Source organism: Demequina ureilytica, assembly GCF_048553575.1.
Lineage (GTDB): Bacteria > Actinomycetota > Actinomycetes > Actinomycetales > Demequinaceae > Demequina.
Genome location: NZ_JBLZIE010000002.1, coordinates 40,320 through 63,258, shown reverse-complemented (window position 1 = coordinate 63,258; position 22,939 = coordinate 40,320). Strand labels below are relative to the sequence as shown.

Genomic DNA, 22,939 nt, shown 5'->3' with positions numbered 1-22,939 from the left:
AATGGTGGGAGTATTTCAACAAGTGATGGTGCAACATGAGGGGAAAGCTATGCGCCTAGATAAGCTCACTGTCGAGAACTTCAAGAGTCTGCGAGCAGTCGATCTACCACTTAGCAAATTCGGGTGCGTCGTTGGTGAGAACAACGCAGGCAAGTCTGCCCTCCTACACGCAGTACAGGTGTTCTTCCAGACCGGCCCGAGGCGCCAGGTCTCACGACACGACTTCTATGACCTCAGTGAGCCGATTCGGATCGCCCTCGCGATCTCCAATATCGACGAGCAGGATCTTGCAAGGATTGAGAACGAGGGTCACCGCACGCGGCTCGAGCAGGCTGTCAAGGACGGAACCTTGACGCTCGTGCGTGTGTTCGAACCGGGCAGTACGAAGAAGGAACAACTCAAGGTCGTGCAGCGGCAACCACGCGATACCCGACTGTCCGTCAGCGCACTCGCCGATGTTGGGAAGGGACTACGTGGAGCGGATAAGCGAAAGGCACTCGTCGAAGCGGTAGACGGTCTCGATCCTTTCCTGGGGGAGAAGCCCACCAACGACGAGGTGGGTCGCGCCTTGGAACAGTTGCTCGCGACACTCGGTCCCGACGAGTTTGAGAACCAAGACGTCGCCCTTGGTTCGGGGATCGACAACTCAATCGACGGGTTTCTCCCGGAGCCTCTGTACGTGGAAGCTGTACGTGACGTTCGTGACGACCTGAAGACCACGGACACCGCAACATTAGGAAAGATGCTGGGACTTCTCCTGGAGGAGATAACTCAGGAGCTCGACGGCTATGCATCGAGTTTTGATGCGCTGCGCAAGAAGTTGTCTCGCGTCGCAGGGCCGGACGGCACGGTCGTGGATGAACGACTTGGAGCCGTCAAAGCTGTTGAGGATCTGGTGCAGGGCTTCGTGCGCGAGAACTTCCCGGATGTCTCAATGCAGCTCGACGTCCCAGTTCCTGAGGTGCGAACGGTGCTGGGCGGCTCGCGGTTCGTGGTTGATGACGGTGTGCAAGGGCCGCTCGAGGGCAAGGGCGACGGGCTCAAGCGAATGGTCATCTTTTCGCTGATTCGAGCGTACTCGGCACTTCTCAACGACGGGCTGGGCTCCCCAAGTCCCGGCAAGGCCTCGACGACCTACTGGCTGCTCTTCGAGGAGCCGGAACTTTACCTGCACCCCTGGGCTCAACGCCAACTTGTGGCTGCCTTGGCTCAGTTTTCCTCGCAGCATCTTGTCCTGATGACGACTCACACGCCCGCGTTCCTGGATACGAGGTCGCTCGCAGTGTTCTCGAAGATCTCCAAGAGACAAGTTCTCGAAGAAGGACCACCCGAGAGCGTCTTGACTCCTGTCGATCTGCAACACTTGCCGCTGCGCAAGAACTTCCAAATGATCAACACAGATCACAACGGTATTGGCTTCTTCGCGCGGAAGGTACTGCTCGTCGAAGGTGACTCTGACGCCGTGTGTATCGAGCATCTTGCTCACATCCTAGATCCGGAGTGGGACTTCGACGCGGCGAAGATCGCGATAGCGCGAGTCGGTGGTAAGTCGAACTTCGAGGGCTACCGACAGTTCTTCACCGCTTTCAAGACGGATGTGGAAATCTGCTGTGACCTTGATGCTCTCCTCAAGGACTTTGACAAGCTCGGGGCATCCGAGCAAGCGGATGAACTCCGGGTCAAGATGATTGATCGCCTCAACGAGGTCGCATCCGAGACGAGCGAGCCAGCGCCGAAGACCGGCCCGAACGCTGGTGACTTAGCCAAGAGCGGTAACGCCCGTGCTCAGTGGGAATCGATCGTGGAGCAGTTCGCTGGCGACTCGGCCGTGCAGAACTACGACGCATTAAAAGTCGCTCTCGCTGACTTCTTCCGCTTCACCCGTCGCGACGAGCGGCTAGGGGTGCTCGCGGAAGCCGGGGACGCCCAACTCCGTGATCGGCGTGACGCACTGCTGCGACAACTGCGTGAAGAAGGCATCTACGTGCTCTCTCGTGGTGCCATTGAGTCGTACATCGGCGAAGACGATAGAACGTCGGAAAAGGTGCGAGCTGCTGTCGACTGGCGGGACAACACACCCGATTGGGACACTGCAAGCGAGTCGCTAGGTGAGCACTCAAGCACGGTTAGCACGGAACTGCGCGAGATCTTCGGGCGCCTCTTCATTCGTTCCTGAGAGTACTGGACCCGACACGCGGGCCCTCAAGGCCATCGCCCGAGATCGCGCCGCGTGTCGCGCACTAGTTGCCTCACACTGTCGGGGCGGTGGGGGTTGATGTCGGCCGGGACGCCTAGAATCGGGCCCATGCCCGGCAGTGATTTCGTCCACCTCCACGTCCATACCGAATACTCGATGCTGGACGGCGCGGCGCGGCTGGATGACCTGTTCTCGCACGCCAAGGAGCTGGGCCAGACGGCCATCGCGACCACGGACCACGGGTTCATCTTCGGGGCGTACGACTTCTGGGCCAAAGGCAAGGCCCACGGGGTCAAGCCCATCATCGGCGTCGAGGCGTACCTGACTCCCGGGACCGCGCGACAGGACCGATCGCGCGTGAAGTGGGGCGAACGCGGCCAGGAGTCGGACGACGTCTCTGCGGGCGGCGCGTACACGCACATGACCATGTGGGCGCAGAACACCGAGGGCATGCACAACCTGTTCCGGATGTCCTCGTACGCGTCCCTCGAGGGGCAGTTCCACAAGCCCCGCATGGACCGCGACCTGCTGCAGCGGTACGGCAAGGGGATCATCGCCACCACTGGCTGCCCGTCGGGAGAGGTCCAGACGCGGCTGCGGCTCGGCCAGTACGACGAGGCGCTGCGGGCCGCAGGAGAGTTCCAGGACCTCTTTGGCGCGGAGAACTTCTACGTCGAGCTGATGGACCACGGTCTCGACCTCGAGAAGCGCGTGCGCGAGGACCTGCTCCGGCTCGCGCACCAGATCGGCGCGCCGCTCGTGGCGACCAACGACTCCCACTACGTCAAGAAGGAAGACTCGAAGGCGCACGAGGGGCTGCTGTGCGTCCAGTCCGGGTCCAATCTCAGCGAGCCCACGTACGACCAGGGCGGCAAGCGGTTCGCCTTCAACGGCGACGGCTACTACCTCAAGAGCGCCGCGGAGATGCGTGAGCTGTGGCGCGAGCTGCCCGAGGCGTGCGATTCGACTCTCGAGATCGCCGAGCGGTGCGAGGTCGAGTTCAACACCAAGGCCGACTACATGCCGGTTTACGACGTGCCCGCGGGCGAGGACGAGAACTCGTGGTTCGTCAAGGAGGTCCAGCGCGGGCTCGTCGAGCGGTTCGGCGAGGCGGTGCCGGTCGAGGTCCAGGAGCGCGCCAACACCGAGATCGAGGTCATCACCGACAAGGGCTACCCGGGGTACTTCCTGGTCGTGGCCGACTTCATCAAGTGGGCCAAGGAGCAGGGCATCCGTGTGGGCCCGGGGCGCGGGTCCGGTGCAGGCTCCATGGCGGCGTACGCGATGCGGATCACCGACATCGACCCGCTCACGCACCAGCTGTACTTCGAGCGATTCCTCAACCCCGAGCGCGAGTCCAAGCCCGACTTCGACATCGACTTCGACGAGCGCAGGCGCGGCGAGGTGATTCGCTACGTCTCCGACAAGTACGGGGAGGACAAGGTCGCGATGATCGCGACCTACGGCACCATCAAGGCCAAGCAGGCACTCAAAGACGCGTCGCGCGTGCTGGGCAAGCCGTTCAGCCTGGGCGAGCAGCTCACCAAGGCGTACCCCGAGCCGCAGCAGGGCCGCGACATGCCGCTGTCCGGGCTGTTCGACACCAAGCACCCGCGCTACAACGAGGGCGGTGACTTGCGCGCCATCCTGGAAGCGGACCCCGACGCGCAACAGGTCCTCGAGCTGGCCCAGGGCCTCGAGGGGCTCAAGCGGCAGTGGGGCGTGCACGCGGCCGGCGTGATCATGTCGAGCGACCCGCTCATCGACATCATCCCCATCATGCGGCGCGAGCAGGACGGCGCCGTCATCACCCAGTTCGACTACCCCACGTGCGAGGCGCTGGGGCTGGTCAAGATGGACTTCCTGGGGCTGCGCAACCTCACGATCCTGGACGATGCGCTGTACAACATCGAGCACAACGGCAAGGATCCGCTGGTGCTCGAGGACCTGGAGCTCGCGGACGAGGCCACGTTCGAACTGCTGGGCCGCGGCGACACCCTGGGGGTGTTCCAGCTCGACGGCGTGGCGATGCGCCAGCTGCTGCGCCAGCTGCGGCCCGACTCCTTCGAGGACATCTCCGCCGTCCTGGCGCTGTATCGCCCGGGCCCCATGGGCGTGAACTCGCACACCAACTATGCCGAGCGCAAGAACGGTCGCCAGGCGGTGGACTACATCCACCCGGAGCTCGAGGAGCCCCTCAAGGAGGTCCTCGAGGTCACCCACGGCCTGATCGTGTACCAGGAGCAGGTCCAGAAGATCGCCCAGATCGTCGCCGGCTACACGTTGGGCGCCGCCGACCTGCTGCGCCGCGCGATGGGCAAGAAGAAGCCCGAGGTGCTGGCCAAGGAGTTCGAGCCCTTCAGCGCCGGCATGCGCGCCAACGGGTTCTCCGAAGAGGCGATCGACAAGCTCTGGAAGACGATGGTCCCGTTCGCGGACTACGCCTTCAACAAGGCGCACACGGCCGCGTACGGCGTGCTGTCGTTCTGGACCGCCTACCTCAAGGCGCATTACCCGACCGAGTTCATGGCAGCGCTGCTCACCTCGGTGGGAACCGACAAGGACAAGTCCGCGATGTACCTGGGCGAGTGCCGCCGCATGGGCATCACGGTGCTGCCGCCGGACGTCAACGAGTCCATCGCGTACTTCTCCGCCGTCGGCACCGACGTGCGGTTCGGCCTCACCGCGGTCCGTAACGTGGGCTCCAACGTGGTGGCGGAGATCATCAAGGCGCGCGAGACCAAGGGCGCCTTCGAGACCTTCCAGGACTTCCTCGACAAGGTGCCCGCGACGGTGTGCAACAAGCGCACCATCGACTCGCTCATCAAGGCCGGCGCGTTCGACTCCATGGGTTACACCCGCCGGTCGCTGAACGCGGTCCACGAGCAGGCCATCGACTCGGTGGTGGGGGTCAAGCGCCAGGAGGCCACCGGTCAGTTCGACCTGTTCGGCGGCGACATCGACCTAGGCGGGGGAGTGACGGTGATCGTCCCCACGCTCGAGGAGTGGGACAAGAAGACGCTGCTGAACCTCGAGCGGGACATGCTGGGGCTGTACGTCTCGGACCACCCGCTGGCGGGGCTCGACCACATCATTCGCTCGGAGGCCTCGCACCAGATCCTCGCCGCCACCCCAGCCAACGGCGTGGGCGACGGTCAGCAGGTGGTGTTCGCGGGCCTTGTGACGCGAGTGGACCGGCGCGTGGCCAAGTCCGGCAACGCGTACGCGATCGTCACTCTCGAGGACCTCACTGGCGAGGCGGAGATCTCCTTCTTTGGCCGCACATACGAGACGTACGCCCGCGACCTTGCGGACGATGCGGTGCTCACCATCAAGGCGCGTGCCCGCGAGCGCGGGGACGGCGGGCTCCAGTTCAGTGCGGTCGAGCTGCGCGTGCCGAACCTCACTGTCGTCGACAACTCGCCCGTGTCCATCACGCTGCCCGCCACTCGGGTCAATCCTGCGATGGTCGAGGAGATCAAGGCGATCCTGCGCTCGCACCCGGGGTCCGTCGAGGTCCGGATGGTGCTGACGGGCAGCGGGGAATCCATCACCATGCGCCTGGGAGACGAGTTCCGGGTCGACAGGTCCAGCGCCCTGTTCGGGGACCTCAAGGCGGCGTTCGGGCCGAGCTGCCTCGCGCCTGCGGTGGCAGCCGTCAGTACGGGCTGAGGCCGCGGCGGGGGCGCGAGTGCCTCAGCGAATGGTGGGGGTCGTCGCGAGGAACACCCCTCCCTCGTGCTCGAGGGTCGCGGCGCCGCTCGAGGCGATCGCAAGCGGAACGGTGATGGCCCCCGCCAGTTCTGCCTTGTAGCCGGGCATCGCCGCGCCCGTGAGCGAGTTGTGCACCCAGACGGAGTCGCCGTCCCGCAGATAGACCTGCGCTCCGCCGGCCGACTCGATGCGAGCCTCGGGAGACGCCTCGATCTCCCACGTGGCGTCGCCCGTCGCGGCGTCCGTGGCCCACGCGCGGTCCCCGTCGGTTGCGATTAGCAAACCGGTGGCCTCGTCGAACGCCGCGCTCGTGACGTCTGTGGCGACGGCCTCGCCGGTGGCGAGATCGATGACCGCGGAGCGGTCGGCACCAGTGCTGAGCAACAGCATCGTGCCCGCGAGAGCCGTGCCCGGCGTGGCCTGCGCCTGGTCGGCGCCGACGGGCAGTTCCGTCTCCCACGCCACTGCTCCCGTCGCGTCCGTGCCGCGCACGCTCGCGCCGTCGTGGGTGACCACGATGCCGTGGCGCTCTGCGACGACGCGTGCGGCACCGTCGCTCTCGTCGACGACGACCTCGCCGGTCGCGGAGTCGAGAGCGACCCGCGGCCCGGTGGCTCCCATGGCCTCGGGCGGTGGCGACGCGTAGACGAGCCCAGGGCCCTGATACGGCCCGGGCACGTCCACGGGTCCCCACACCCGTGCGCCTGTCCTGAGGTCGTAGGCGGTCGCGGTGGTCTGCGCGATCGCATCGTCGGTTGGGGCCGAATCGTTGAGCACGGCCAGCGGGACGCCGTCCTGGCGCTGAGCGAGCGTGAACCCGGCACACGCGAGCGGCCTCTCGGCAGCCCACAGGGCCGTGCCCTCGGAGTTCACTGCGGTGAAGGAGAGGTGCCCGCCGGTCTCGATAGGTGCCAGGAAGATCCCGTCAAGGTACTGAGGCTCCACCTCCCATCCCGGGTCGACGAAGTCGGATCCGTCCAGCTGCAGGGGAAGACGCAGTCCCGCGGTGTCGAAGGCTGGGGGGTCGGCGCCCGGTGCGGGCTCGCGACTCAGCGGAGCGGAGCCCCGCGACCCGTCCTCTACGGACGGTTCCCCTGGGGCACATGCGGCGAGCACGAGCGCCGCCACGGCGGCGGTCGCCGCCGCGAGGAGCGTGCGCCGAGCGGGCCGGCTCACGGGCTGTCCTCGAGTGCCGGGGCGGTCGGCTGTGGCGTCTCGGCCCGGGCCCGGCGTGCGGCGCGTCGGCGCTGAATGCGGTGCCAGGTGAATAGCGCCACCGCCATGACGATCACGACGAGCGCGATGTCGGCACCGATGCCGGTCATGGACGAAGCCGCCGACTGCAACGACGCCTGTGCGCTGGCGGGTACCAGGGACGGCGCGCTCACGAGCCCGTTGGTCGTCCAGAACATGATCCCGAGGGTGACCATCAACAGGCCCGTCAGCAGGGACATGGAGTGCCAGGTCCGGCCCAGCGCCTCGAACGTGCGACCACGTATCAGTGTGCGCCCCCTGGTGCCCAGGCGATCCCACGCGGTAGCCAGCCCGAGCATCGGCGCGACGATGCCGGCGCCGTAGGCGGCGAGCAAGCCGCTCGACGCCACCACGTTGTTCTGCGCCGCCGCGACCGTGAGCACCGCGCCGAGGATGGGCCCGGTGCAGAATCCCGCGACGCCGCCCACCGCGCCGAGGAGATAGGTGCGCACGATTCCGACGCTGCGCGACGCGCGGGCCTGCACCGAGCGAGTACCGGGAACCAGCCTGGACATGTCGAAGCCCCAGCCCATGGCCTGGGCGACGCCCGCTGCTACGAGCAGGACCGCGGCGCCGACGACGATGACGTCGCGGTAGGTCGCGAAGATCCGGCCGAGAGCGCCTGCCCCGGCGCCAAGCGGCACCAGCACCGTGGCGATCCCGAGGTAGAACACGAGCCCATGGATCAGGCGGCGGGAGCCGCTCCCCACCTGCGACGCGAAGTACGCGGGCAGCAGGAGCGCTCCGCACGGGCTGAGGAGTGCCAAGACTCCGCCCAAGAACGCGGCGACGAGACCGATCTCCACTGGTCAGCCCCCGTTCGGAGCGCCGGCGAGCGCCGATTCCATGATCTCGGTGAACACCTCGGTGGGCTGCGCGCCCACGAGCGGCTGTCCAGCGAGGACGAAGCTCGGCGTCGAGAACGCCCCGAGGTCGAGGCCCAACTGCTGATTGACGGCGACCGCCTGCGCCGTGGCATCCGAGAGGTAGTCCGCCTCGAAGCGCTCGGCGTCCAGGCCGATCTCCTGGGCGAGCGAGACGAGCGCGTCGTCGGACAGCTGCGTGGACGCGCGGGCCATGCCGTCGGCGAACAGTGCGTCGTGGATCACGTCGAACTCGCCCTGCAGGGCGGCCGCGTACGCCGCGCGGGCGCCGCGCACCGACGCCTCGCCAAACACGTTGACGTCGCGGTACTCGATACGGAGGTCGCCGGACTCGACGTACTCCTTCATGGTGGGCAGCGTCTCGGCGCTCCACTTGGCGCAGTACGGGCACTGATAGTCGGAGAACACGACCAAGACCACGGGCGCATCGACCGGGCCCTGTGCGAGCGGGTCCTCGGCGTCGCGTCGCTCGGCCTCGGACAGGTCGGGAGCGTCCTCCCCGCCCACCGTCGTGGGGGCGTCGGTGTCCGCCTCGGCCTCGCCGGGACCCGCGGCGGTGGCGCTCGCGCTCGGCTGGGCGGCCGTGGCACCGTCGGAATCGTCGCCCGGTCGCTGGACCACCACGATCAGCGCGATGACGATCGCGGCGATCGCGACGATGACCACCGGGACGAGCCAGGCGGGGGTGGCGCGGCGGGGGGACGGGGACTCGGTCATTGCTCTCCTTGGAGGGGGTGAGGCAGCGGGATCGACGGTGCGATCGGTCCGCTGATTACTATCTGTCATAGTCGACTATGCACCATAGTAATCGTCATGCATAATGGGGCGATGCTCTTCACCTCTGCGTTCCGCACCCCCGCCGAGTCGATCCGCCTGGCAGTTCAGGCCCTCCGGCTGTGGGATGCGCGCACCTGGGCGATCGCTACCGTCGCCGGCGTCGCGGTGGCCCTGGTGGTCGGCGCTGCGACCGTGCTGATCCCCAACCCCGTGTTCGGCAGGGAGATCGCGCCGGTGTGGTGGAACTATCCCGTGTGGCTCGCCACCTCCGCCCTCACTGGCATGCTGATCGCCACTTACATGCGCGGGCGGGGCCCGGCAGAGCAGCAGCTGGATGACCCGGAGGCCGAACGTTCGGGACGGCTGGGAGTCGCGGGAGCGATGCTCGGCTGGTTCGCCGTGGGCTGCCCGGTCTGCAACAAGATCGCGCTGTTGGCTCTCGGTTACTCGGGTGCGCTGACGTGGTTCGCGCCGTTCCAGCCGGTGCTTGCGGTGGCGGCGCTCGCGGTGACGGGAGTCGCGCTGGTGGCGCGCCTTCGGGGCGAGATCGCCTGCGCCGTCCCGATGGCTCGGGTGGAGGCGACGGCGTGACCGACCCCGCGACCGACCCGTCGTGCGAACCGCCGCGGCTCGGAACTCTCGAGGCGCAGGTGATGGACGTGCTGTGGAACGGCGGCCCCGCCCGGATCCGCGACGTGATCCATGCCCTCCCGCAGGACTTCGCGTACACGACCATTGCGACCGTGCTGGGGAACCTTCAGCGCAAGTGCCTGGTGATCCCCGAGAGGGACGGCCGCGCGGTCAAATACGCCGCGCGGGTGTCCCGTGAGGAGCACACCGCCGCCGTGATGGCGCACGCGCTCGAGTCGAGCCCCAACAGGGCCGCGTCGATGCTTCACTTCGTCGAGTCGATGGACGAGAGCGACATGGCCCTGCTGCGCGGTTACCTCGTCCAGCGCGCGGCACCGGCGGAGCGATGAACGCGATCGTCGCGTCGGTGGCGCTCGCCACCGGGCTCGTGGCCTTCGCGGCGCTGGGCCCGCTGTTGCTGCGACGCTCGTCGCCCGCGCTCATGCGCGCCCCCCGCACCGCGGTCGCGATCGTCAGCGGGGCCATGGTCGCGTGGGCCGCGGCGCTGGTCGCGCTCGGCCCGGTCGTGGCGTGGGCCGCGGCGGGACCGTCTCTTCTCGGCGGCAGCGCAGGCGAGGTCTGCCAACGCTGCCTCGCATCGGCCAACCCCTTCTCCGCCCCCACCTCCGCCTTCGCGCTCCCGGCGGTGGTGCCGGTCACGCTCGGGGCGTTCATAGCGGCCGGGATCGGCGTGGGGCTGATGGCCGAGTTCCGCAGTCGGCGCCGCGAGGGCCGTGCCGCCGCAGCATGGCTGCGCGCCGCCGCCAGTCCCGCTACCGTGCGCGGCCACCGCGTGCTCGTCGTGAACGACGCCGCGCCGTACGCCTGGACGCTGCACGCCCGCCACGGGGGAATCGCGCTGTCGGCCGGGGCCGTCTCCGCGCTCACGGACAGTGAGCTCGACGCCGTGCTCGCCCATGAGAGCGCGCACCTGCGCCAGGGACACCACACGATCGCCGCGCTCGCTGCCGGCCTGCGCCGCACGCTCGGGTGGGTGCCGTTCATCCGCAGCGCGGCTGAGGCGTTGCCGCATTACCTCGAGATTTCTGCCGATGCCCACGCGCAGCGGATAGCTGGCACGCCGGCTCTCGCGAGCGCCCTGCTCGTGTTGGGCATTCCGACGACGATCGCAGGAATGCCTGCCGACCACGCTCGCACGCCGGTTCTTCACGCCTCCGGACCCCACCGCATCGGTCGCCTGGTGGGTGCGACATCGCGTGGTGGCATGGTGCCGGCCTCGGCGGTCGCGGGTGTCAGCCTTGCGTATGTGGTTCTCGGCATCGGCATCTTGGTGCCCTACGCCGTCGCCGTCGCCACCGGATGCGCATAGCGCCTGCGGCGGTCAGTACAGGCTGAGCCCGCCGTCGGACTTGATGACCTGTCCGACGACCCACGCTCCCTCGTCGGTGGCTAGCCATCCGATGAGCCGCGCGGGATCCGCCGGCTCACCGAACCGTCCGAACGGCGTGCGCTGGCGCCACGCCTCGATCTCGGTGAGGTCCCGGTCCGTGCCCTCGGGGTCCAGGTAGCCGGTGTCGACCGGCCCCGGATTGATGGTGTTGAGGATGATCCCTAGGTCGAGCAGTTCTGCGGCGACGGTCGCGGTGATGCCGGCCAGCGCCGCCTTGGACGCGCCGTACGCGACCTCCCCGCGCATCGGCCCGTCGCCCTGACCCGAGGTCATCCAGAACACCCGTCCCACCGGGGCCGCGAACGGCTCGCGGTCCGCGGAGCGGGCTCCGGGACGTGCGGCCGCCGGCCCCGGAGCGCCATGGAGCGCCGCGAACTCGCGCGTCAACAGGATCGTGGAGCGCGTGTTGGTCTCCCACATCGCACTCAGCCGCTCGGCGGTCATGTCGAGGATCGAGCCGTCGTCGCCGCTCTTCGCGTGATTGCACACCAGGACGTCGAGCCGCCCCGTGAGCGAGGCGGCGTCGCGCACCAAGCTGGCGGGCGCATCGGCCGCACGTAGGTCAGCGTGAGCGTCGCCCAGGCGGGCGCCGGGGGCGCGCGAGGAGTCGAGAGTGGCCAGCACCGCGTCGATGTCGTCGTCGCCCCACGGCTGAGCGGCATCGTGCGGGCGGTAGTGCTGGACGAAGACGCTCGCGCCGAGCTCGAGCAGACTAGTCGCGACAGCGAAGCCGATGCCCCTGCGGCGGGAGACTCCGGTGACGAGCGCGGTCTGGCCGGAGAGGGGAAATGCATGGGTCATGTGAAGTCCTGTGGGTCGTCGTGACGAGTGAAGGCCCGGCGCGAGGGCGGCCAGGGCAGGGTCGCGGAACGTGCTGCGAGCCAAAAGTCACAGGGTCTTCATGCTGGTCAATCTAGCAGGAGCGGTCCTAGGCTTTGGTGGCATGAGCCCCGTCGTGTATCAGCGCCTTGAGTCGGCCCTGATCGCCATCGCGGTGTTCGCCTTGCCCGCCATCGCCTTCGGGTACGCATGGTGGTGGCCGCTGGCGCTGTTCCTCGCCTTCGACCTCAGCGCGGTGGGGTATCTGGCCGGACCCCGAGCGGGCGCGGCCCTCTACAACGCCGTGCATTCTTACGTGGGACCGGTGCTGAGCGCTGCGGCCTTCGCGGTGACGGGTGAGGACGCGCTCATGATCCTCGCCACCTCGTGGGCGTTCCACGTCGCAGCCGACCGCGCGCTGGGCTTTGGGCTCAAGCACTCGGACGCCTTTGAGCACACCCATCTGGGGTGGATCGGCAAGGCGCGCTCTGATGGTCGCCAGGGGGAATGACCCGTAGCGATCGCGAGTTGTCCCTGGCAGGACGATCAAGGAGCACCAACCATGACCATCGCCGTCACCGCCGCCTCCGGGAAACTGGGCCCACTCGTCATCGATGAGCTGCTCGCCCGCGGCGTGCGTCCCAGCCAGCTCGTGGCCGTCGTGCGGGACCTGGGCAAGGCGGACGGGATCGCCGCTCGCGGGGTCACGATCCGCCAGGGAAACTATGACAATCCGCCGAGCCTCATCGCCGCCTTCGAAGGCGTGGACCGAGCTCTCATCATCTCGGGGTCCGAGGTAGGCCGGCGGGTCAGGCAGCACGCCAACGCCATTGACGCGGCGAGCGACTCGGGGGTGAGCCTCATCGCGTACACGTCCGTGCTTCGTGCCGGCGAAGCCACGGTGAACCCCCTGCTCGAGGAGCACGTGGGGACGGAGCAGTACCTGGAGGCCAGCGGGGTGCCTTTCGTGATGCTGCGCAACGGCTTCTACACCGAGAACTACGTGGCTCAAGCGCGCCAGGCGCTGTCCTCGGGCGAGCTGCTCACGAGCGCGGGCGAGGGGCGTACCGCATCGGCCTCGCGCCGGGACTTCGCCGCGGCCGCCGCTGCCGTGCTCACCACGCCGGGACACGAGGGCAAGCGGTACGAGCTCGCAGGGGACGCGGGCTGGACCATGCACGACCTCGCCGAGGTCATCGGCAGGATCGGTGCGCGACAGGTGCACGTGCGTCAGGTGGATGCGCCGTCCCATCTCGAGGCGCTGCTGGGCGCAGGAGTGCCTCAGCCGTACGCCCAGATGGCGGTGCAGATCGACCAGGCCGTGCTCGCGGGCGAGCTCGACGTCGCCGGCGACGACCTCGCGCGCCTCGCCGGTCGGCCCACGACTCCGCTGGAGCCGGGCCTGTCCCTCGCGATGGCGTGACCCGCCCCCCACCGCGGGCGGGGATAGGCTGGTGCGCGTGCTGAGCCGAATCGATCTGCGTGACCGCGACCTGTCCGCCCGCGAGCTGCTCGCCATCGTCCCCCGCGCGGACACCGACGTCGCGGGCGCGCTCGCGACTGTGCAGCCGATTCTCGAAGCCGTGCGTACCCGCGGTGCCGAGGCGATCCTTGAGTACGGCGAGAGGTTCGACGGCGTCACCCCCGAGCACCTGCGGGTCCCGCCCGCGCGCATCGAGGCCGCCGTTGCCACCCAGGACGACAAGGTCCTCGACGCCCTTCGTGAGGCGATCTCCCGCGTCCGGGCCTTCCACGAGGCGACCGTCCCGCCGCCCGTCTCCGTCCAGGTGGCGGAGGGCGCCACCGTGTCGCAGCGATGGATCCCCGTGGCCCGCGTGGGGCTGTATGTTCCCGGCGGTCTCGCCGTCTACCCGAGCTCCGTCGTGATGAACGTGGTCGCGGCGCAGGCCGCAGGCGTGGAGTCCATCGCGGTCGCGACGCCGCCGCAGAAGGCCTTCGGCGGTGAGCCGCACCCGACCATCTTGGCGGCGTGCGCGCTGTTAGGCATCGATGAGGTCTACGCCGTGGGAGGCGCTCAGGCGATCGGGCTGCTGGCGTACGGCGTCGACGATCTGTGCGACCCGGTCGACATCATCACGGGCCCCGGCAACGTGTACGTCGCCGCCGCCAAGCGTGCGGTCAACGGCGTCGTGGGAATCGACTCCGAGGCCGGACCCACCGAGATCGCGATCATTGCCGACGACAGCGCCGACGCCGATTATGTCGCCGCCGATCTGCTCAGTCAGGCCGAGCACGACCCGATGGCCGGCTCCGTGCTGATTACCGATTCCGAGGACCTCGCCGAGCGCGTCGAGACGGCACTGCAACAAAGGGCTGACGCGACCCGGCACCTCGCGCGCGCCAAGGAGGCCCTCACGGGTCGCCAGAGCGCGGTGATCCTGACGGCCGGCATCGACCAGTCGGTCCAGGTCGCCGATGCCTACGGTGCCGAGCACCTGGAGATCCACACCCGTGACGCGGCTGCGGTGGCGGCCCGGATTCGCAACGCGGGCGCGATCTTCGTGGGGCCGCACAGCCCCGTGTCGCTCGGCGACTACATCGCGGGCTCGAACCACGTGCTGCCCACAGGCGGCACGGCTCGCTTCGCAAGCGGGCTGAACACCGCGAGCTTCCTCAAGGCGGTCTCGACCATCCACTACACGGCCGATGCGCTCGCAGCAGTGGGGGACAGTGCGGTTGCGCTTGCGGAGGCTGAGGACCTTCCGGCTCACGGCGAGGCGATCCGCGCGCGGTTCGAGCGCTGACAGCCCGTCCGGGGCCCGACCCTGGTCAGTCCGGCGCAGGCGCGTCGGACTTGTGGTCGCCCGCGGCGGCGTCGCCGAGCTCCTCCGACAGCATCACGATGATGCCTTCGGGTCCGCGCACGTAGCACAGCCGGTACGCGTCCTGGAATCGAACGACCTCGCCGACCAGCTCTGCGCCGCGCGCGTTCAGCCCCGCTACCGTCGCGTCGAGATCGTCGACATCGAATGCGATGCGGCGGATCCCGAGGGTGTTCGCGGGGGCGGCGCCCTCGCCGGGATGAGCTGTGGGGCGGGCGAAGCGCATGAGCTCGAGCCGGCCGTGACCGTCGGCGGTCTGCAGCATCGCAACCTGGGAGCGCACCTGATCCAGGCCCACGACACGGTCCACCCAGTCACCCTCGACGGTGGCCTCACCCAGCAGGGTCAGCCCCAACTGCTCGAAGAAGTCGACGGCGGCCGCGAGGTCCTCGACCACGATCCCGATGTTCTCCAGTCGGCGAATCGTCATGCTTCAACGCTAGCGACGGCCATCGAGGCTCGCCAGTGCGCGACTCCGCTACCGCACGCCGAGTACGAACGGATAGACGGCGGTCGCACCCGCGCGCAGCAGCAGCCGCGACGCGACCGTGAGCGTCCACCCGGAGTCGGTGTAGTCGTCCACCAGCAGCACCGAGCGCCCGCGGAGCCCCTCGAGCGCCGCACCATCCATCTCGAGGCCGATCCGCCGCGACACTGACGCGAGCCGCTGCGCCGAGTTGACGTCGTGGCGGTCCGGCTCGGGTCGCGCAGGCACTGGCCCGAGCGTCCCCACGAACGGCACCTTCAGGAACCGCGCGAGCCCGGGCCCCAGGTGGTCCATCAGCAGCGGCCGCGTCATCGAGCGCACCGACACAACGCCGTGGACCGCGAGAGAAGGTGCCGGGCCCTTCACGCCGCCCCACAGTTCGTTCCAATCCTCGAGAGCGCGCACGGCGGCCTCACGCAGCGGCGGCGGCGTCTCGCCGTCGACCGGGGCGCCGGACTCGTCACGCGACTCGAACAGCTCGCGCAGCGCGCCCGACCACCCCAGCCCGTCGAGCCTTGCAATGGCGCGGCCCGCGGCGGCCTGCTCATCGGCGGGGATGCGCCCGCGCAGGTCCACGCCGAGCGAGTCCATGCCGCTCGGCCACTGCCGCCGGGGCACGATCTCCACGCCGACGCGGTCCATCCCGTCGCGGGCCGCGTCCACGGCTGTGCCGTCGGGTGCCGCAGGAAGATCGACCCCGCCGCAGTTGTCGCAGCGCCCGCACCGCCAGCCGTCCTCCAGATCCGGATCGTCGAGCACGCCGCGCAGGAAGGCCATGCGGCAGCCGTCGAGCCGCTCGTACTCGAGCATGGTGCCCTGCTCGGCGGTGCGGGTCTCGGCGACCCGCGCGTAGCGATCGGCGTCGTAGGCCCACTCCTGGCCGGTCGCCAGCCAGCCTCCCTTGACGCGGCTCACCGCGCCGTCGACGTCTAGCACCTTGAGCATCGACTCCAGCCGCCCGCGCCGCAGGTCCACCTGGGTCTCGAGCGCCGCCACGGACGTGGGTTGCGCCGTGCCTAACGCGCCGAGCGCCGCGCGCACCTGGTCCTCGGGCGGGAATGCCTGCGACCCGAACCACTCCCAGATGGCGCGGTCTTCAGCCCCGGGCAGCAGCACCACGAGCGCACGATCGACGCCACGACCTGCACGCCCCACCTGCTGGTAGTACGCGATGGGCGACGACGGCGCACCGAGATGGATGACGAAAGCGAGGTCGGGCTTGTCGAAGCCCATCCCCAGCGCCGAGGTCGCGACGAGCGCCTTCACGCGGTTGGCCTTGAGGTCCTCCTCGAGCTGCTCGCGCTCGGCCGTGTCCGTGCGCCCGGTGTAGGCGCCCACGGTGTGGCCGGCCGCGCGCAGTTGCGACGCGACCTCCTCGGCGGCGGAGACCGTGAGGCAGTAGATGATCCCGGCACCGTCGATCTCGCGCAGCGCCTGGGCGAGCCACGCCACGCGCGCCGCGGGATCCGGCAGCTGGACCACGCCCAGGTGCAGCGACTCGCGGTCGAGCGCCCCGCGCAGCACCAGCACGTCCTCGCTTGCGTCGGCATCGACGCCGCGCACCCCTAACTGCTCCGCGACATCGGCCGTCACCCGCGAGTTCGCGGTCGCCGTGGTCGCGAGCACCGGGATGCCGTCGGGCAGCTCCGAGAGCAGCGTGCGAATGCGCCGGTAGTCGGGCCTGAAGTCGTGCCCCCAGTCGGAGATGCAGTGGGCCTCGTCGATGACGACGAGCCCGGCATCGGCCGCGAGCCGTGGCAGCACCTCGTCGCGGAACTGGGGGTTGTTGAGCCGCTCGGGAGAGCACAGCAGCACGTCGATCTCGCCGGCAGCGATGGCCGCATGCACCTGGTCCCATTCGGTGACGTTCGCGGAGTTCACCGTCGCGGCGCGGATGCCTGCCCGCGACGCCGCCTGGATCTGGTCTCGCATGAGCGCCAGCAGCGGCGACACGATGATGGTGGGCCCCGCCCCTCGCGCGCGCAGCAGCATGGTCGCCACGAAGTACACCGCGGACTTTCCCCACCCGGTGCGCTGCACCACGAGCGCCCGGGCCTGCCGCTGCACCAGCGCCTCGATGGCGCGCCACTGGTCGTCGCGCAGCGCGGCGTCGTCCCGCCCCACCAGCGCTTGCAGCGCGGCCTCGCCTTCGGCGCGCAGTGCGGCCGATGCGGGGGCCGGCTCGGTCTCAGAGATGGACGCAGGTGCGGGAGATGCCATGTCCCCACCGTAGGCGCGGCCGCCGACACCACCCATTCCCAATGGCCCAAGTGACTGAGGTGACGGATGGGACTGTGGGGTGCCACCGCATCGGCCCCACGGGCCACAACCGTCACATCGACCATTGGGAATGGAGGGGGGCGACGCCACTAGACTTCCTGCCATGACTCTGCCCCTGCGCCCGGAACTGATCGGGCTGGAGCCATACGGCGCCCCGCAGCTGGAGGTCGCCGCGCGCCTGAACGTCAACGAGAACCCGTATGCGCCGCCGCCGAGCGTGGTGGACGCCATCGCCGCGGCCGTGCGCAAGGCCGCGGAAGGTCTGAACCGCTACCCGGACCGCGACTTCACGGCATTGCGGGCCGACCTCGCGCACTATCTCGCCGCTGAGAGCCTCGTGGACTTCGTGGAGGTGCGCAACGTGTGGGCCGCGAACGGCTCGAACGAGGTGATGCTGCACCTGCACCAGGCCTTCGGCGGACCGGGACGCAAGGTGCTCAGCTTCGCCCCCACGTACTCGATGTATCCCGAGTACGCGCGCGACACGGTGACGGACTACGTGACGCTGCCGCGGCGCGAAGACTTCACGCTGGACATCGACGCGGCGCAGGCCGCGATCCGCGAAATCAAGCCCAGCCTGGTGCTGGTCGCGAGCCCCAACAACCCCACGGGCACGGCGCTGAGCCTCGATGATGTGCGCGGACTCATGGCCGCGGCCGACGATGTCGAGGACGGCTGCGTGGTGGTCATCGACGAGGCCTACGCGGAGTTCCGTCGCTCGGGGGTGCCGAGCGCCGCCACGATCATCCCGGAGCACGCGAACCTCGCGGTGAGTCGCACCATGTCCAAGGCTTTCGCGCTCGCGGGGGGCCGGCTCGGATATCTGGTCGCGCACGAGCCCGTCATCGATGCGCTGCGTGTGGTGCGCCTGCCGTATCACCTGAGCGCCGTGACGCAGGCAACGGCCCGGGCCGCGCTCTCGCACCACCGCGAGCTGCAGGCGCAGGTCGACGAGATCCGTGCCGAGCGCGACGACACCGTCGCGTGGCTCACCGACCAGGGCTACACGGTGGCGGAGACGGACGCGAACTTCGCGCTCTTCGGGCCGTTCGAGGACCGTGAGAGAGTGTTCGAGGGGCTCCTGGACCGCGGCGTGCTGATCCGCGTGACGGGCCCCGAGGGATGGCTGCGGGTGTCGATCGGCACCCCGCAAGAGATGGCGCTGTTCCGCAGCGCGCTACTGGAGGTCACCGCATGAGCCGTACCGGACGCATCGAGCGCGCGACGAGCGAGTCGCAGGTACTCGTGGAGCTCGACCTGGATGGCTCGGGAACCACCGAGATCAGCACCGGCGTGCCGTTCTACGACCACATGCTCACGGCGCTGGGCAAGCACTCGCTGATGGACCTGACCGTCCAGGCGACGGGCGACGTCCACATCGACAGCCACCACACCGTCGAGGACGTCGCGATCTGCATCGGCGAGGCCCTCAAGCAGGCGCTGGGTGACAAGGCCGGGATCTCGAGGTTCGGCGATGCGATGGTGCCGCTCGACGAGGCGCTCGCGCAGTGCGTCGTCGACGTCTCCGGCCGTCCCTACTTCGTGCACATCGGTGAGCCGGTGGGGCAGGCGACGCATCTCATTGGCGGCAACTTCGCCGGCTCGCTCACGGGCCACGTGCTCGAGTCGATCGCGCACCACGCAGGCATCTGCGTGCACATGCGTGTGCTCGCCGGCCGCGACCCGCACCACATCGTCGAGGCTCAGTTCAAGGCGCTCGCGCGGGCGCTGCGCGCCGCCGTGACGGCCGATGCCCGGGTGAAGGGCATTCCCTCCACGAAGGGCGCCCTGTGAGCGAGCCACGCGACGACGACCAGGCGGCCGATGCGGGGGATGAGTTCCACGTTCCGGACGACTTGGGAGCGCTCGCCGACGCGAGGCCGATGGGGGAGAGCGGGCCTCACGTCGAGAAGGACACCGTCGCGCTGTTCACTCCCATCCAGAACGGGCGGGTGCTCGCGGCGGTGTGCGCGCTGAACGGCGTCCGGGGCCAGACGCTCGAGACGTCGGCGGGTGCCTTCGCGGTGCTGGACGACACCAGCCAGGGCGCCGTGGACACCGCGGGCGAGGTGGTCAGCGCATTCGTGAAGACGCAGGCGATCCTGGCCATGGAGCGCCGCGCCGGGCAGATCACCGTGCGGAGGTGGCTCGAAGGGGTCAAGGGCGACACCGTCCCCCCGGGCTTCGCGCTCGACCAGGCGCCGGGCGTCATCACCACCTTGATGGCGGGCACGCAGACCATCGACGAAATCGCCAAGACGCACCCCGGCAAGGTCTTCGAGGCACGCATGTCCCGCATGAAGGCCTTCCGCGAGCTGCGCCGCGCGGCCAAGGACGCCAAGCGTCAGCTGAAGGCGCGCGAGGCCAACGCGCGTGACTCGAATCCGGACCCGAACGCGGACTGACTCCCGCATCGGCCGCGCGCCGTCGCGTCTAGACTGGAACGCGTGAACTCCCCCCTCGTCACCGTCCTCGACTACGGCTTCGGCAACGTCCGCTCTGCGGTGCGTGCGGTCGAGCACGTGGGAGCCCGCGTGACGCTCACGGCGGACCGCACGGTCGCCGAGCACTCGGATGGGCTGATAGTTCCCGGCGTGGGCGCCTTTGAGGCCGTCATGAAGGGTCTCAAGGAGGTGCGGGGCGACCAGATCGTGGGCCGCCGGCTCGCCGGCGGACGTCCGGTGCTGGGCATCTGCGTTGGACTTCAGGTGATGTTCGAGCGCGGCGTGGAGCACGGCGTCGAGACGGAGGGCCTGGACCACTGGCCGGGCACCGTCGAGAAGCTGCAGGCCCCCGTCGTGCCCAACATGGGCTGGGCGAACGTCGACGTGCCCGAAGGTTCGACGCTGTTCGACGGCGTCGCCGACGAGCGCTTCTACTTTGTCCACTCCTACGGTGCGCGCGCCTTCCCGCTGGGCACCGCCGAGGACACGGGGCGCTTTCAGGCGCCGCTGGTCACGTGGTCAGAGGCGGGACCGGCCGATGCGGGGGACAGGTTCGTCGCGGCCGTCGAGAACGGGCCGCTGACGGCCACGCAGTTCCACCCCGAGAAGTCCGGCGAGGCCGGGCTGCAGCTGCTGCGCAACTGGGTCAAGTCGCTGCGCTGAGCTGACCGTTGGTGCGCGATCGCACTGGCCGGTCGCGCGCGGTGGCGTCAGCGGAGCAGACGCTTGAGGAACTGCTGAGTGCGCGCGTGGCGCGGGTTGCCGAGCACCTCGGCAGCGGGCCCGTGCTCGACGATCACGCCGCCGTCGACGAACGCGACCTCGTGCGCGACATCGCGGGCGAACTGAAGCTCGTGAGTCACGATCACCATGGTCCACCCCTCCTTGGCGAGCTCGGAGATGATGTCGAGCACATCTCCCACCAGCTCGGGGTCCAGCGCCGAGGTTGGCTCGTCGAACAGGAGCAACTCGGGCCGCAGCGCCAGTGCGCGCACGATGCCGACGCGTTGCTGCTGGCCACCCGAGAGCTGGAACGGGTACGCATCGGCCTTGTCCGCAAGGCCGACCTTCTCCAGCAGCACCCGCGCCTCGTCCCGTGCCTGGGCCGCGGGCCTGCGCTGCACGATGATGGGCCCCTCGACCACGTTCTCGAGCACCGTCTTGTGAGGGAACAGGTTGTAGTGCTGGAACACCATCGCAGAACGGTCGCGCAGGGCGGCGCGCTCGGCTGTGCTGAGCTTGCGCTCCAGATCGATGCTGAACTCGGATCCGACCTCGATGGTGCCGGCATCGGCCGTCTCCAGGCCGTTGAGGCACCGCAGCGCCGTGGTCTTGCCCGATCCTGAGGGCCCGATCAAGGCCAGCACGGAGCCGCGTCGCACGGTCAGGTCCACGGACCGCAGCACTTCGTGGTCGCCGAACCGCTTGCGCAGCCCGCGAACGGTGAGCAGCGGCCCGGACCCGCGTGCGGGCGGAGGGGGCTCGAGCGGATCGGGTGCGGAGACGGGGTCAATGGGCGACATGGCGGTCCAATCGGGTCTCGAGACGGGTCTGAACGGCGGACAGTCCCAAGCAGATCACCCAGTAGACGAGCGCCGCCTCGAGGTACAGCAGCATGAACTCTTGGCTGAACGCCGCGACCTCTTGCGCCTGGCGGAATAGCTCCGTCACGAGGATCAGTGAGGCGAGAGAGGTGTCCTTCACCAGGCTGATGAAGGTGTTCGAAAGCGGCGGGACGGAGACGCGCGCCGCCTGGGGAAGGATGACTCTCCGCAGCGCCACGTGACGGGACATGCCGACCATGTATGCAGCCTCCCACTGACCCTTGGGTACGGAGAGGATGGCGGCGCGAATGATCTCTGCCGCGTAGCCGCCCACGTTCACCGAGAAGGCGACCACCGCGCTCGGCCACGGATCGATCAATATGCCGATCGAGGGCAGACCGTAGAAGATCACGAACAGTTGCACCAGCAGCGGCGTGCCGCGGACGATCGAGATGTATCCCCGCGCGAGGCCTGCCAGCCACCAGCGGTGCGACAGGCGCATGAGGGCCAGCATCAATGCGAGGGCCAGCCCCACCGCGAAGGAGACGACCGTCAGCGGGATGGTGCCGCGCACCGCCCCGAGGACGATCGGCCCCAACGCGTCAAAGAACAGGTCCCAATTGGACTCCGTCATGTCAGCCTGAGACGTCCTCGCCGAAGTACTTCTCGGAAATCTCCGCGAGGGTGCCATCCTCGGATAGCGCCGCCAGCGCCTCATCGAACGCCGCCGCGAGCTCCTCGCTGTCCTGCCGGAAGGTGAAGGCAGACTGTGACTCTTCGTCGGTCTCAGCCGCGATCTTCAGTCCAGAAGCGTCGTTCGTGGTCTGGTAGTCAAGGAAGGTGAGCTTGTCGTTGATCGTGGCATCGACGCGGCCCTGCTGGACGAGCGCAGCGGACTGCGCCCAGCCCTCGACGGCCTCGATGTTCGCGCCGCTGTCTTCGGCGAGCGCGTGCCAGTTGCTCGTGAGCGACTGGGCCGCGGTGCGACCGTCGAGGTCGGCGAAGGAGGAGATGTCCGTCTCGTCGCTCGGGACGACGATCACTCCGCGCGACACGGTGTACGGAGCGGAGAAGACGTACTTCTCCTCACGGTCCGGGGTGATCGAGACCTGGTTGGCGACCACGTCGAATCGCCCCGCTTCGAGCCCGGCGAAGATGGCGTCCCACTGCGTCTCCTCGAACTCGATCTCGACGTCGAGCTCTTCGGCAACGGCGGTGACGACCTCGACGTCGTATCCGGTGAGGTCACCCGCGCCATCGGTGTGAAAGCTGAACGGGCGGTAGGTGCCTTCGGTGCCGACGGTAAGGATGCCGTCGTCGAGGAGCTCGGAGACGGCCGATCCGGTGGCCGAGCCCGTGGGCTCGGTCGTGGTGGCGTCGGTCGCGTCGTCGCCGGTGGAGCAGCCCGCGAGCACGAGAGTGAGCGCTGCCGCAGCGGCGGTGAGGAGCGGGGTGGTGCGTGTGGTGGACATGGTGGGTCCTTTCAAGGTGCGCGGATGCGGATGAACGGTGGGGACGTGGGGGTGGTGCGGAGGTGGGGACGTCGGCGCGCCGAGGTCCGGCCGTCGATGACGGGAGTGCCGGTCAGCGCAAGCGGACGGCGGTCGGTGCCGAGTGCGCGCAGTGTCGTCCGTGACGACGTGGGCGGTCGGGCC

The 22,939-nt window shown here is 68.9% G+C and carries 21 protein-coding genes; 12 read left to right on the top strand and 9 right to left on the bottom strand.

All coding sequences use genetic code 11. The annotated features are described in order from the left end of the window. Position 1 precedes the first annotated feature (1 nt). Together ACNI3K_RS07050 and dnaE are read left to right on the top strand one after the other, a co-directional pair. The gene (locus tag ACNI3K_RS07050) at positions 2-2,176 is read left to right on the top strand and encodes an ATP-dependent nuclease (RefSeq protein ID WP_419391178.1); all 2,175 of its coding nucleotides are present in this window, start codon (positions 2-4) and stop codon (positions 2,174-2,176) included. Positions 2,177-2,305: 129 nt separating this feature from the next. Further along, complete coding sequence (gene dnaE, locus ACNI3K_RS07045) at positions 2,306-5,869, top strand: DNA polymerase III subunit alpha (RefSeq protein ID WP_419391177.1); 3,564 nt, start codon at positions 2,306-2,308, stop codon at positions 5,867-5,869. Between the two features lie 24 nt (positions 5,870-5,893). Here the strand turns inward: dnaE and ACNI3K_RS07040 are convergent, their stop codons facing one another. The 3 genes from ACNI3K_RS07040 to ACNI3K_RS07030 are packed head-to-tail and all read right to left on the bottom strand — an operon-like array spanning position 5,894 to position 8,766. Beyond that, positions 5,894-7,087 carry an outer membrane protein assembly factor BamB family protein gene (locus ACNI3K_RS07040; protein ID WP_419391176.1) on the bottom strand — a complete coding sequence of 398 codons (1,194 nt, stop codon included), beginning with the start codon at positions 7,085-7,087 and terminating at the stop codon, positions 5,894-5,896. Then, the gene (locus ACNI3K_RS07035) at positions 7,084-7,971 is read right to left on the bottom strand and encodes a cytochrome c biogenesis CcdA family protein (protein ID WP_419391175.1); all 888 of its coding nucleotides are present in this window, start codon (positions 7,969-7,971) and stop codon (positions 7,084-7,086) included. Before ACNI3K_RS07035 ends, ACNI3K_RS07040 begins: the two co-directional genes overlap by 4 nt. 3 nt (positions 7,972-7,974) lie before the next feature. Further along, positions 7,975-8,766 carry a DsbA family protein gene (locus tag ACNI3K_RS07030; protein ID WP_419391174.1) on the bottom strand — a complete coding sequence of 264 codons (792 nt, stop codon included), beginning with the start codon at positions 8,764-8,766 and terminating at the stop codon, positions 7,975-7,977. 111 nt (positions 8,767-8,877) lie between these two features. Between ACNI3K_RS07030 and ACNI3K_RS07025 the strand changes: the two genes are divergently transcribed. From ACNI3K_RS07025 to ACNI3K_RS07015, 3 genes are read left to right on the top strand one after another with little or no spacing between them, the layout of a single operon-like run. Continuing rightward, complete coding sequence (locus tag ACNI3K_RS07025; RefSeq protein WP_419391173.1) at positions 8,878-9,417, top strand: hypothetical protein; 540 nt, start codon at positions 8,878-8,880, stop codon at positions 9,415-9,417. Beyond that, complete coding sequence (locus ACNI3K_RS07020; protein ID WP_419391172.1) at positions 9,414-9,806, top strand: BlaI/MecI/CopY family transcriptional regulator; 393 nt, start codon at positions 9,414-9,416, stop codon at positions 9,804-9,806. Before ACNI3K_RS07025 ends, ACNI3K_RS07020 begins: the two co-directional genes overlap by 4 nt. Further along, positions 9,803-10,786: a M56 family metallopeptidase gene (locus ACNI3K_RS07015; RefSeq protein ID WP_419391171.1), complete on the top strand. Its 984-nt coding sequence runs from the start codon at positions 9,803-9,805 to the stop codon at positions 10,784-10,786. The genes ACNI3K_RS07020 and ACNI3K_RS07015 overlap by 4 nt, the downstream gene beginning before the upstream one ends. Before the next feature lie 12 nt (positions 10,787-10,798). Here ACNI3K_RS07015 and ACNI3K_RS07010 read toward each other — a convergent pair whose 3' ends face one another. After that, positions 10,799-11,668, bottom strand: a complete 870-nt coding sequence (locus ACNI3K_RS07010) for an SDR family oxidoreductase (protein WP_419391170.1) — start codon at positions 11,666-11,668, stop codon at positions 10,799-10,801. 142 nt (positions 11,669-11,810) lie between these two features. Here ACNI3K_RS07010 and ACNI3K_RS07005 point away from each other — a divergent pair, with 142 nt between their 5' ends. The 3 genes from ACNI3K_RS07005 to hisD are packed head-to-tail and all read left to right on the top strand — an operon-like array spanning position 11,811 to position 14,451. Further along, complete coding sequence (locus tag ACNI3K_RS07005) at positions 11,811-12,197, top strand: DUF4260 domain-containing protein (protein WP_419391169.1); 387 nt, start codon at positions 11,811-11,813, stop codon at positions 12,195-12,197. Positions 12,198-12,248: 51 nt separating this feature from the next. Further along, the gene (locus ACNI3K_RS07000; protein WP_419391168.1) at positions 12,249-13,109 is read left to right on the top strand and encodes an SDR family oxidoreductase; all 861 of its coding nucleotides are present in this window, start codon (positions 12,249-12,251) and stop codon (positions 13,107-13,109) included. Positions 13,110-13,146: 37 nt separating this feature from the next. Then, positions 13,147-14,451, top strand: coding sequence for a histidinol dehydrogenase (gene hisD / locus ACNI3K_RS06995; protein ID WP_419391167.1), 1,305 nt, complete (start codon positions 13,147-13,149; stop codon positions 14,449-14,451). A gap of 25 nt (positions 14,452-14,476) precedes the next feature. Here the strand turns inward: hisD and ACNI3K_RS06990 are convergent, their stop codons facing one another. Further along, on the bottom strand, positions 14,477-14,959 hold the full coding sequence (locus tag ACNI3K_RS06990) for a VOC family protein (RefSeq protein WP_419391166.1): 483 nt from the start codon (positions 14,957-14,959) through the stop codon (positions 14,477-14,479). Positions 14,960-15,007: 48 nt separating this feature from the next. Continuing rightward, positions 15,008-17,236, bottom strand: a complete 2,229-nt coding sequence (locus ACNI3K_RS06985) for a RecQ family ATP-dependent DNA helicase (protein WP_419391165.1) — start codon at positions 17,234-17,236, stop codon at positions 15,008-15,010. Positions 17,237-17,399: 163 nt separating this feature from the next. Here ACNI3K_RS06985 and ACNI3K_RS06980 point away from each other — a divergent pair, with 163 nt between their 5' ends. From ACNI3K_RS06980 to hisH, 4 genes are read left to right on the top strand one after another with little or no spacing between them, the layout of a single operon-like run. Further along, positions 17,400-18,494, top strand: coding sequence for a histidinol-phosphate transaminase (locus tag ACNI3K_RS06980; protein ID WP_419391164.1), 1,095 nt, complete (start codon positions 17,400-17,402; stop codon positions 18,492-18,494). After that, on the top strand, positions 18,491-19,090 hold the full coding sequence (gene hisB / locus ACNI3K_RS06975; RefSeq protein ID WP_419391163.1) for an imidazoleglycerol-phosphate dehydratase HisB: 600 nt from the start codon (positions 18,491-18,493) through the stop codon (positions 19,088-19,090). Before ACNI3K_RS06980 ends, hisB begins: the two co-directional genes overlap by 4 nt. Beyond that, on the top strand, positions 19,087-19,701 hold the full coding sequence (locus tag ACNI3K_RS06970) for a hypothetical protein (protein ID WP_419391162.1): 615 nt from the start codon (positions 19,087-19,089) through the stop codon (positions 19,699-19,701). Before hisB ends, ACNI3K_RS06970 begins: the two co-directional genes overlap by 4 nt. A gap of 42 nt (positions 19,702-19,743) precedes the next feature. After that, a complete protein-coding gene (hisH, locus tag ACNI3K_RS06965; RefSeq protein WP_419391161.1) occupies positions 19,744-20,403 on the top strand; it encodes an imidazole glycerol phosphate synthase subunit HisH in 660 nt (219 codons plus the stop codon). Positions 20,404-20,450: 47 nt separating this feature from the next. On the opposite strand, the gene ACNI3K_RS06960 is transcribed toward hisH, so the two are convergent. From ACNI3K_RS06960 to ACNI3K_RS06950, 3 genes are read right to left on the bottom strand one after another with little or no spacing between them, the layout of a single operon-like run. Next, a complete protein-coding gene (locus ACNI3K_RS06960) occupies positions 20,451-21,263 on the bottom strand; it encodes an amino acid ABC transporter ATP-binding protein (RefSeq protein ID WP_419391160.1) in 813 nt (270 codons plus the stop codon). Continuing rightward, positions 21,250-21,918: an amino acid ABC transporter permease gene (locus ACNI3K_RS06955; protein WP_419391159.1), complete on the bottom strand. Its 669-nt coding sequence runs from the start codon at positions 21,916-21,918 to the stop codon at positions 21,250-21,252. The genes ACNI3K_RS06960 and ACNI3K_RS06955 overlap by 14 nt, the downstream gene beginning before the upstream one ends. Before the next feature lies 1 nt (position 21,919). Continuing rightward, on the bottom strand, positions 21,920-22,756 hold the full coding sequence (locus ACNI3K_RS06950; protein ID WP_419391158.1) for a transporter substrate-binding domain-containing protein: 837 nt from the start codon (positions 22,754-22,756) through the stop codon (positions 21,920-21,922). Between the last annotated feature and the right edge of the window lie 183 nt (positions 22,757-22,939).

Bases quoted from the DNA above. Each gene is read 5' to 3' on its own strand.
- ACNI3K_RS07050 (WP_419391178.1), top strand. From the start codon at position 2: ATGGTGGGAGTATTTCAACAAGTGATGGTGCAACATGAGGGGAAAGCT.
- dnaE (WP_419391177.1), top strand. From the start codon at position 2,306: ATGCCCGGCAGTGATTTCGTCCACCTCCACGTCCATACCGAATACTCG.
- ACNI3K_RS07030 (WP_419391174.1), bottom strand. From the start codon at position 8,766: ATGACCGAGTCCCCGTCCCCCCGCCGCGCCACCCCCGCCTGGCTCGTC.
- ACNI3K_RS07025 (WP_419391173.1), top strand. From the start codon at position 8,878: ATGCTCTTCACCTCTGCGTTCCGCACCCCCGCCGAGTCGATCCGCCTG.
- ACNI3K_RS07015 (WP_419391171.1), top strand. From the start codon at position 9,803: ATGAACGCGATCGTCGCGTCGGTGGCGCTCGCCACCGGGCTCGTGGCC.
- ACNI3K_RS07010 (WP_419391170.1), bottom strand. From the start codon at position 11,668: ATGACCCATGCATTTCCCCTCTCCGGCCAGACCGCGCTCGTCACCGGA.
- ACNI3K_RS07005 (WP_419391169.1), top strand. From the start codon at position 11,811: ATGAGCCCCGTCGTGTATCAGCGCCTTGAGTCGGCCCTGATCGCCATC.
- ACNI3K_RS07000 (WP_419391168.1), top strand. From the start codon at position 12,249: ATGACCATCGCCGTCACCGCCGCCTCCGGGAAACTGGGCCCACTCGTC.
- ACNI3K_RS06990 (WP_419391166.1), bottom strand. From the start codon at position 14,959: ATGACGATTCGCCGACTGGAGAACATCGGGATCGTGGTCGAGGACCTC.
- ACNI3K_RS06985 (WP_419391165.1), bottom strand. From the start codon at position 17,236: ATGGCATCTCCCGCACCTGCGTCCATCTCTGAGACCGAGCCGGCCCCC.
- ACNI3K_RS06980 (WP_419391164.1), top strand. From the start codon at position 17,400: ATGACTCTGCCCCTGCGCCCGGAACTGATCGGGCTGGAGCCATACGGC.
- hisB (WP_419391163.1), top strand. From the start codon at position 18,491: ATGAGCCGTACCGGACGCATCGAGCGCGCGACGAGCGAGTCGCAGGTA.
- ACNI3K_RS06960 (WP_419391160.1), bottom strand. From the start codon at position 21,263: ATGTCGCCCATTGACCCCGTCTCCGCACCCGATCCGCTCGAGCCCCCT.
- ACNI3K_RS06955 (WP_419391159.1), bottom strand. From the start codon at position 21,918: ATGACGGAGTCCAATTGGGACCTGTTCTTTGACGCGTTGGGGCCGATC.
- ACNI3K_RS06950 (WP_419391158.1), bottom strand. From the start codon at position 22,756: ATGTCCACCACACGCACCACCCCGCTCCTCACCGCCGCTGCGGCAGCG.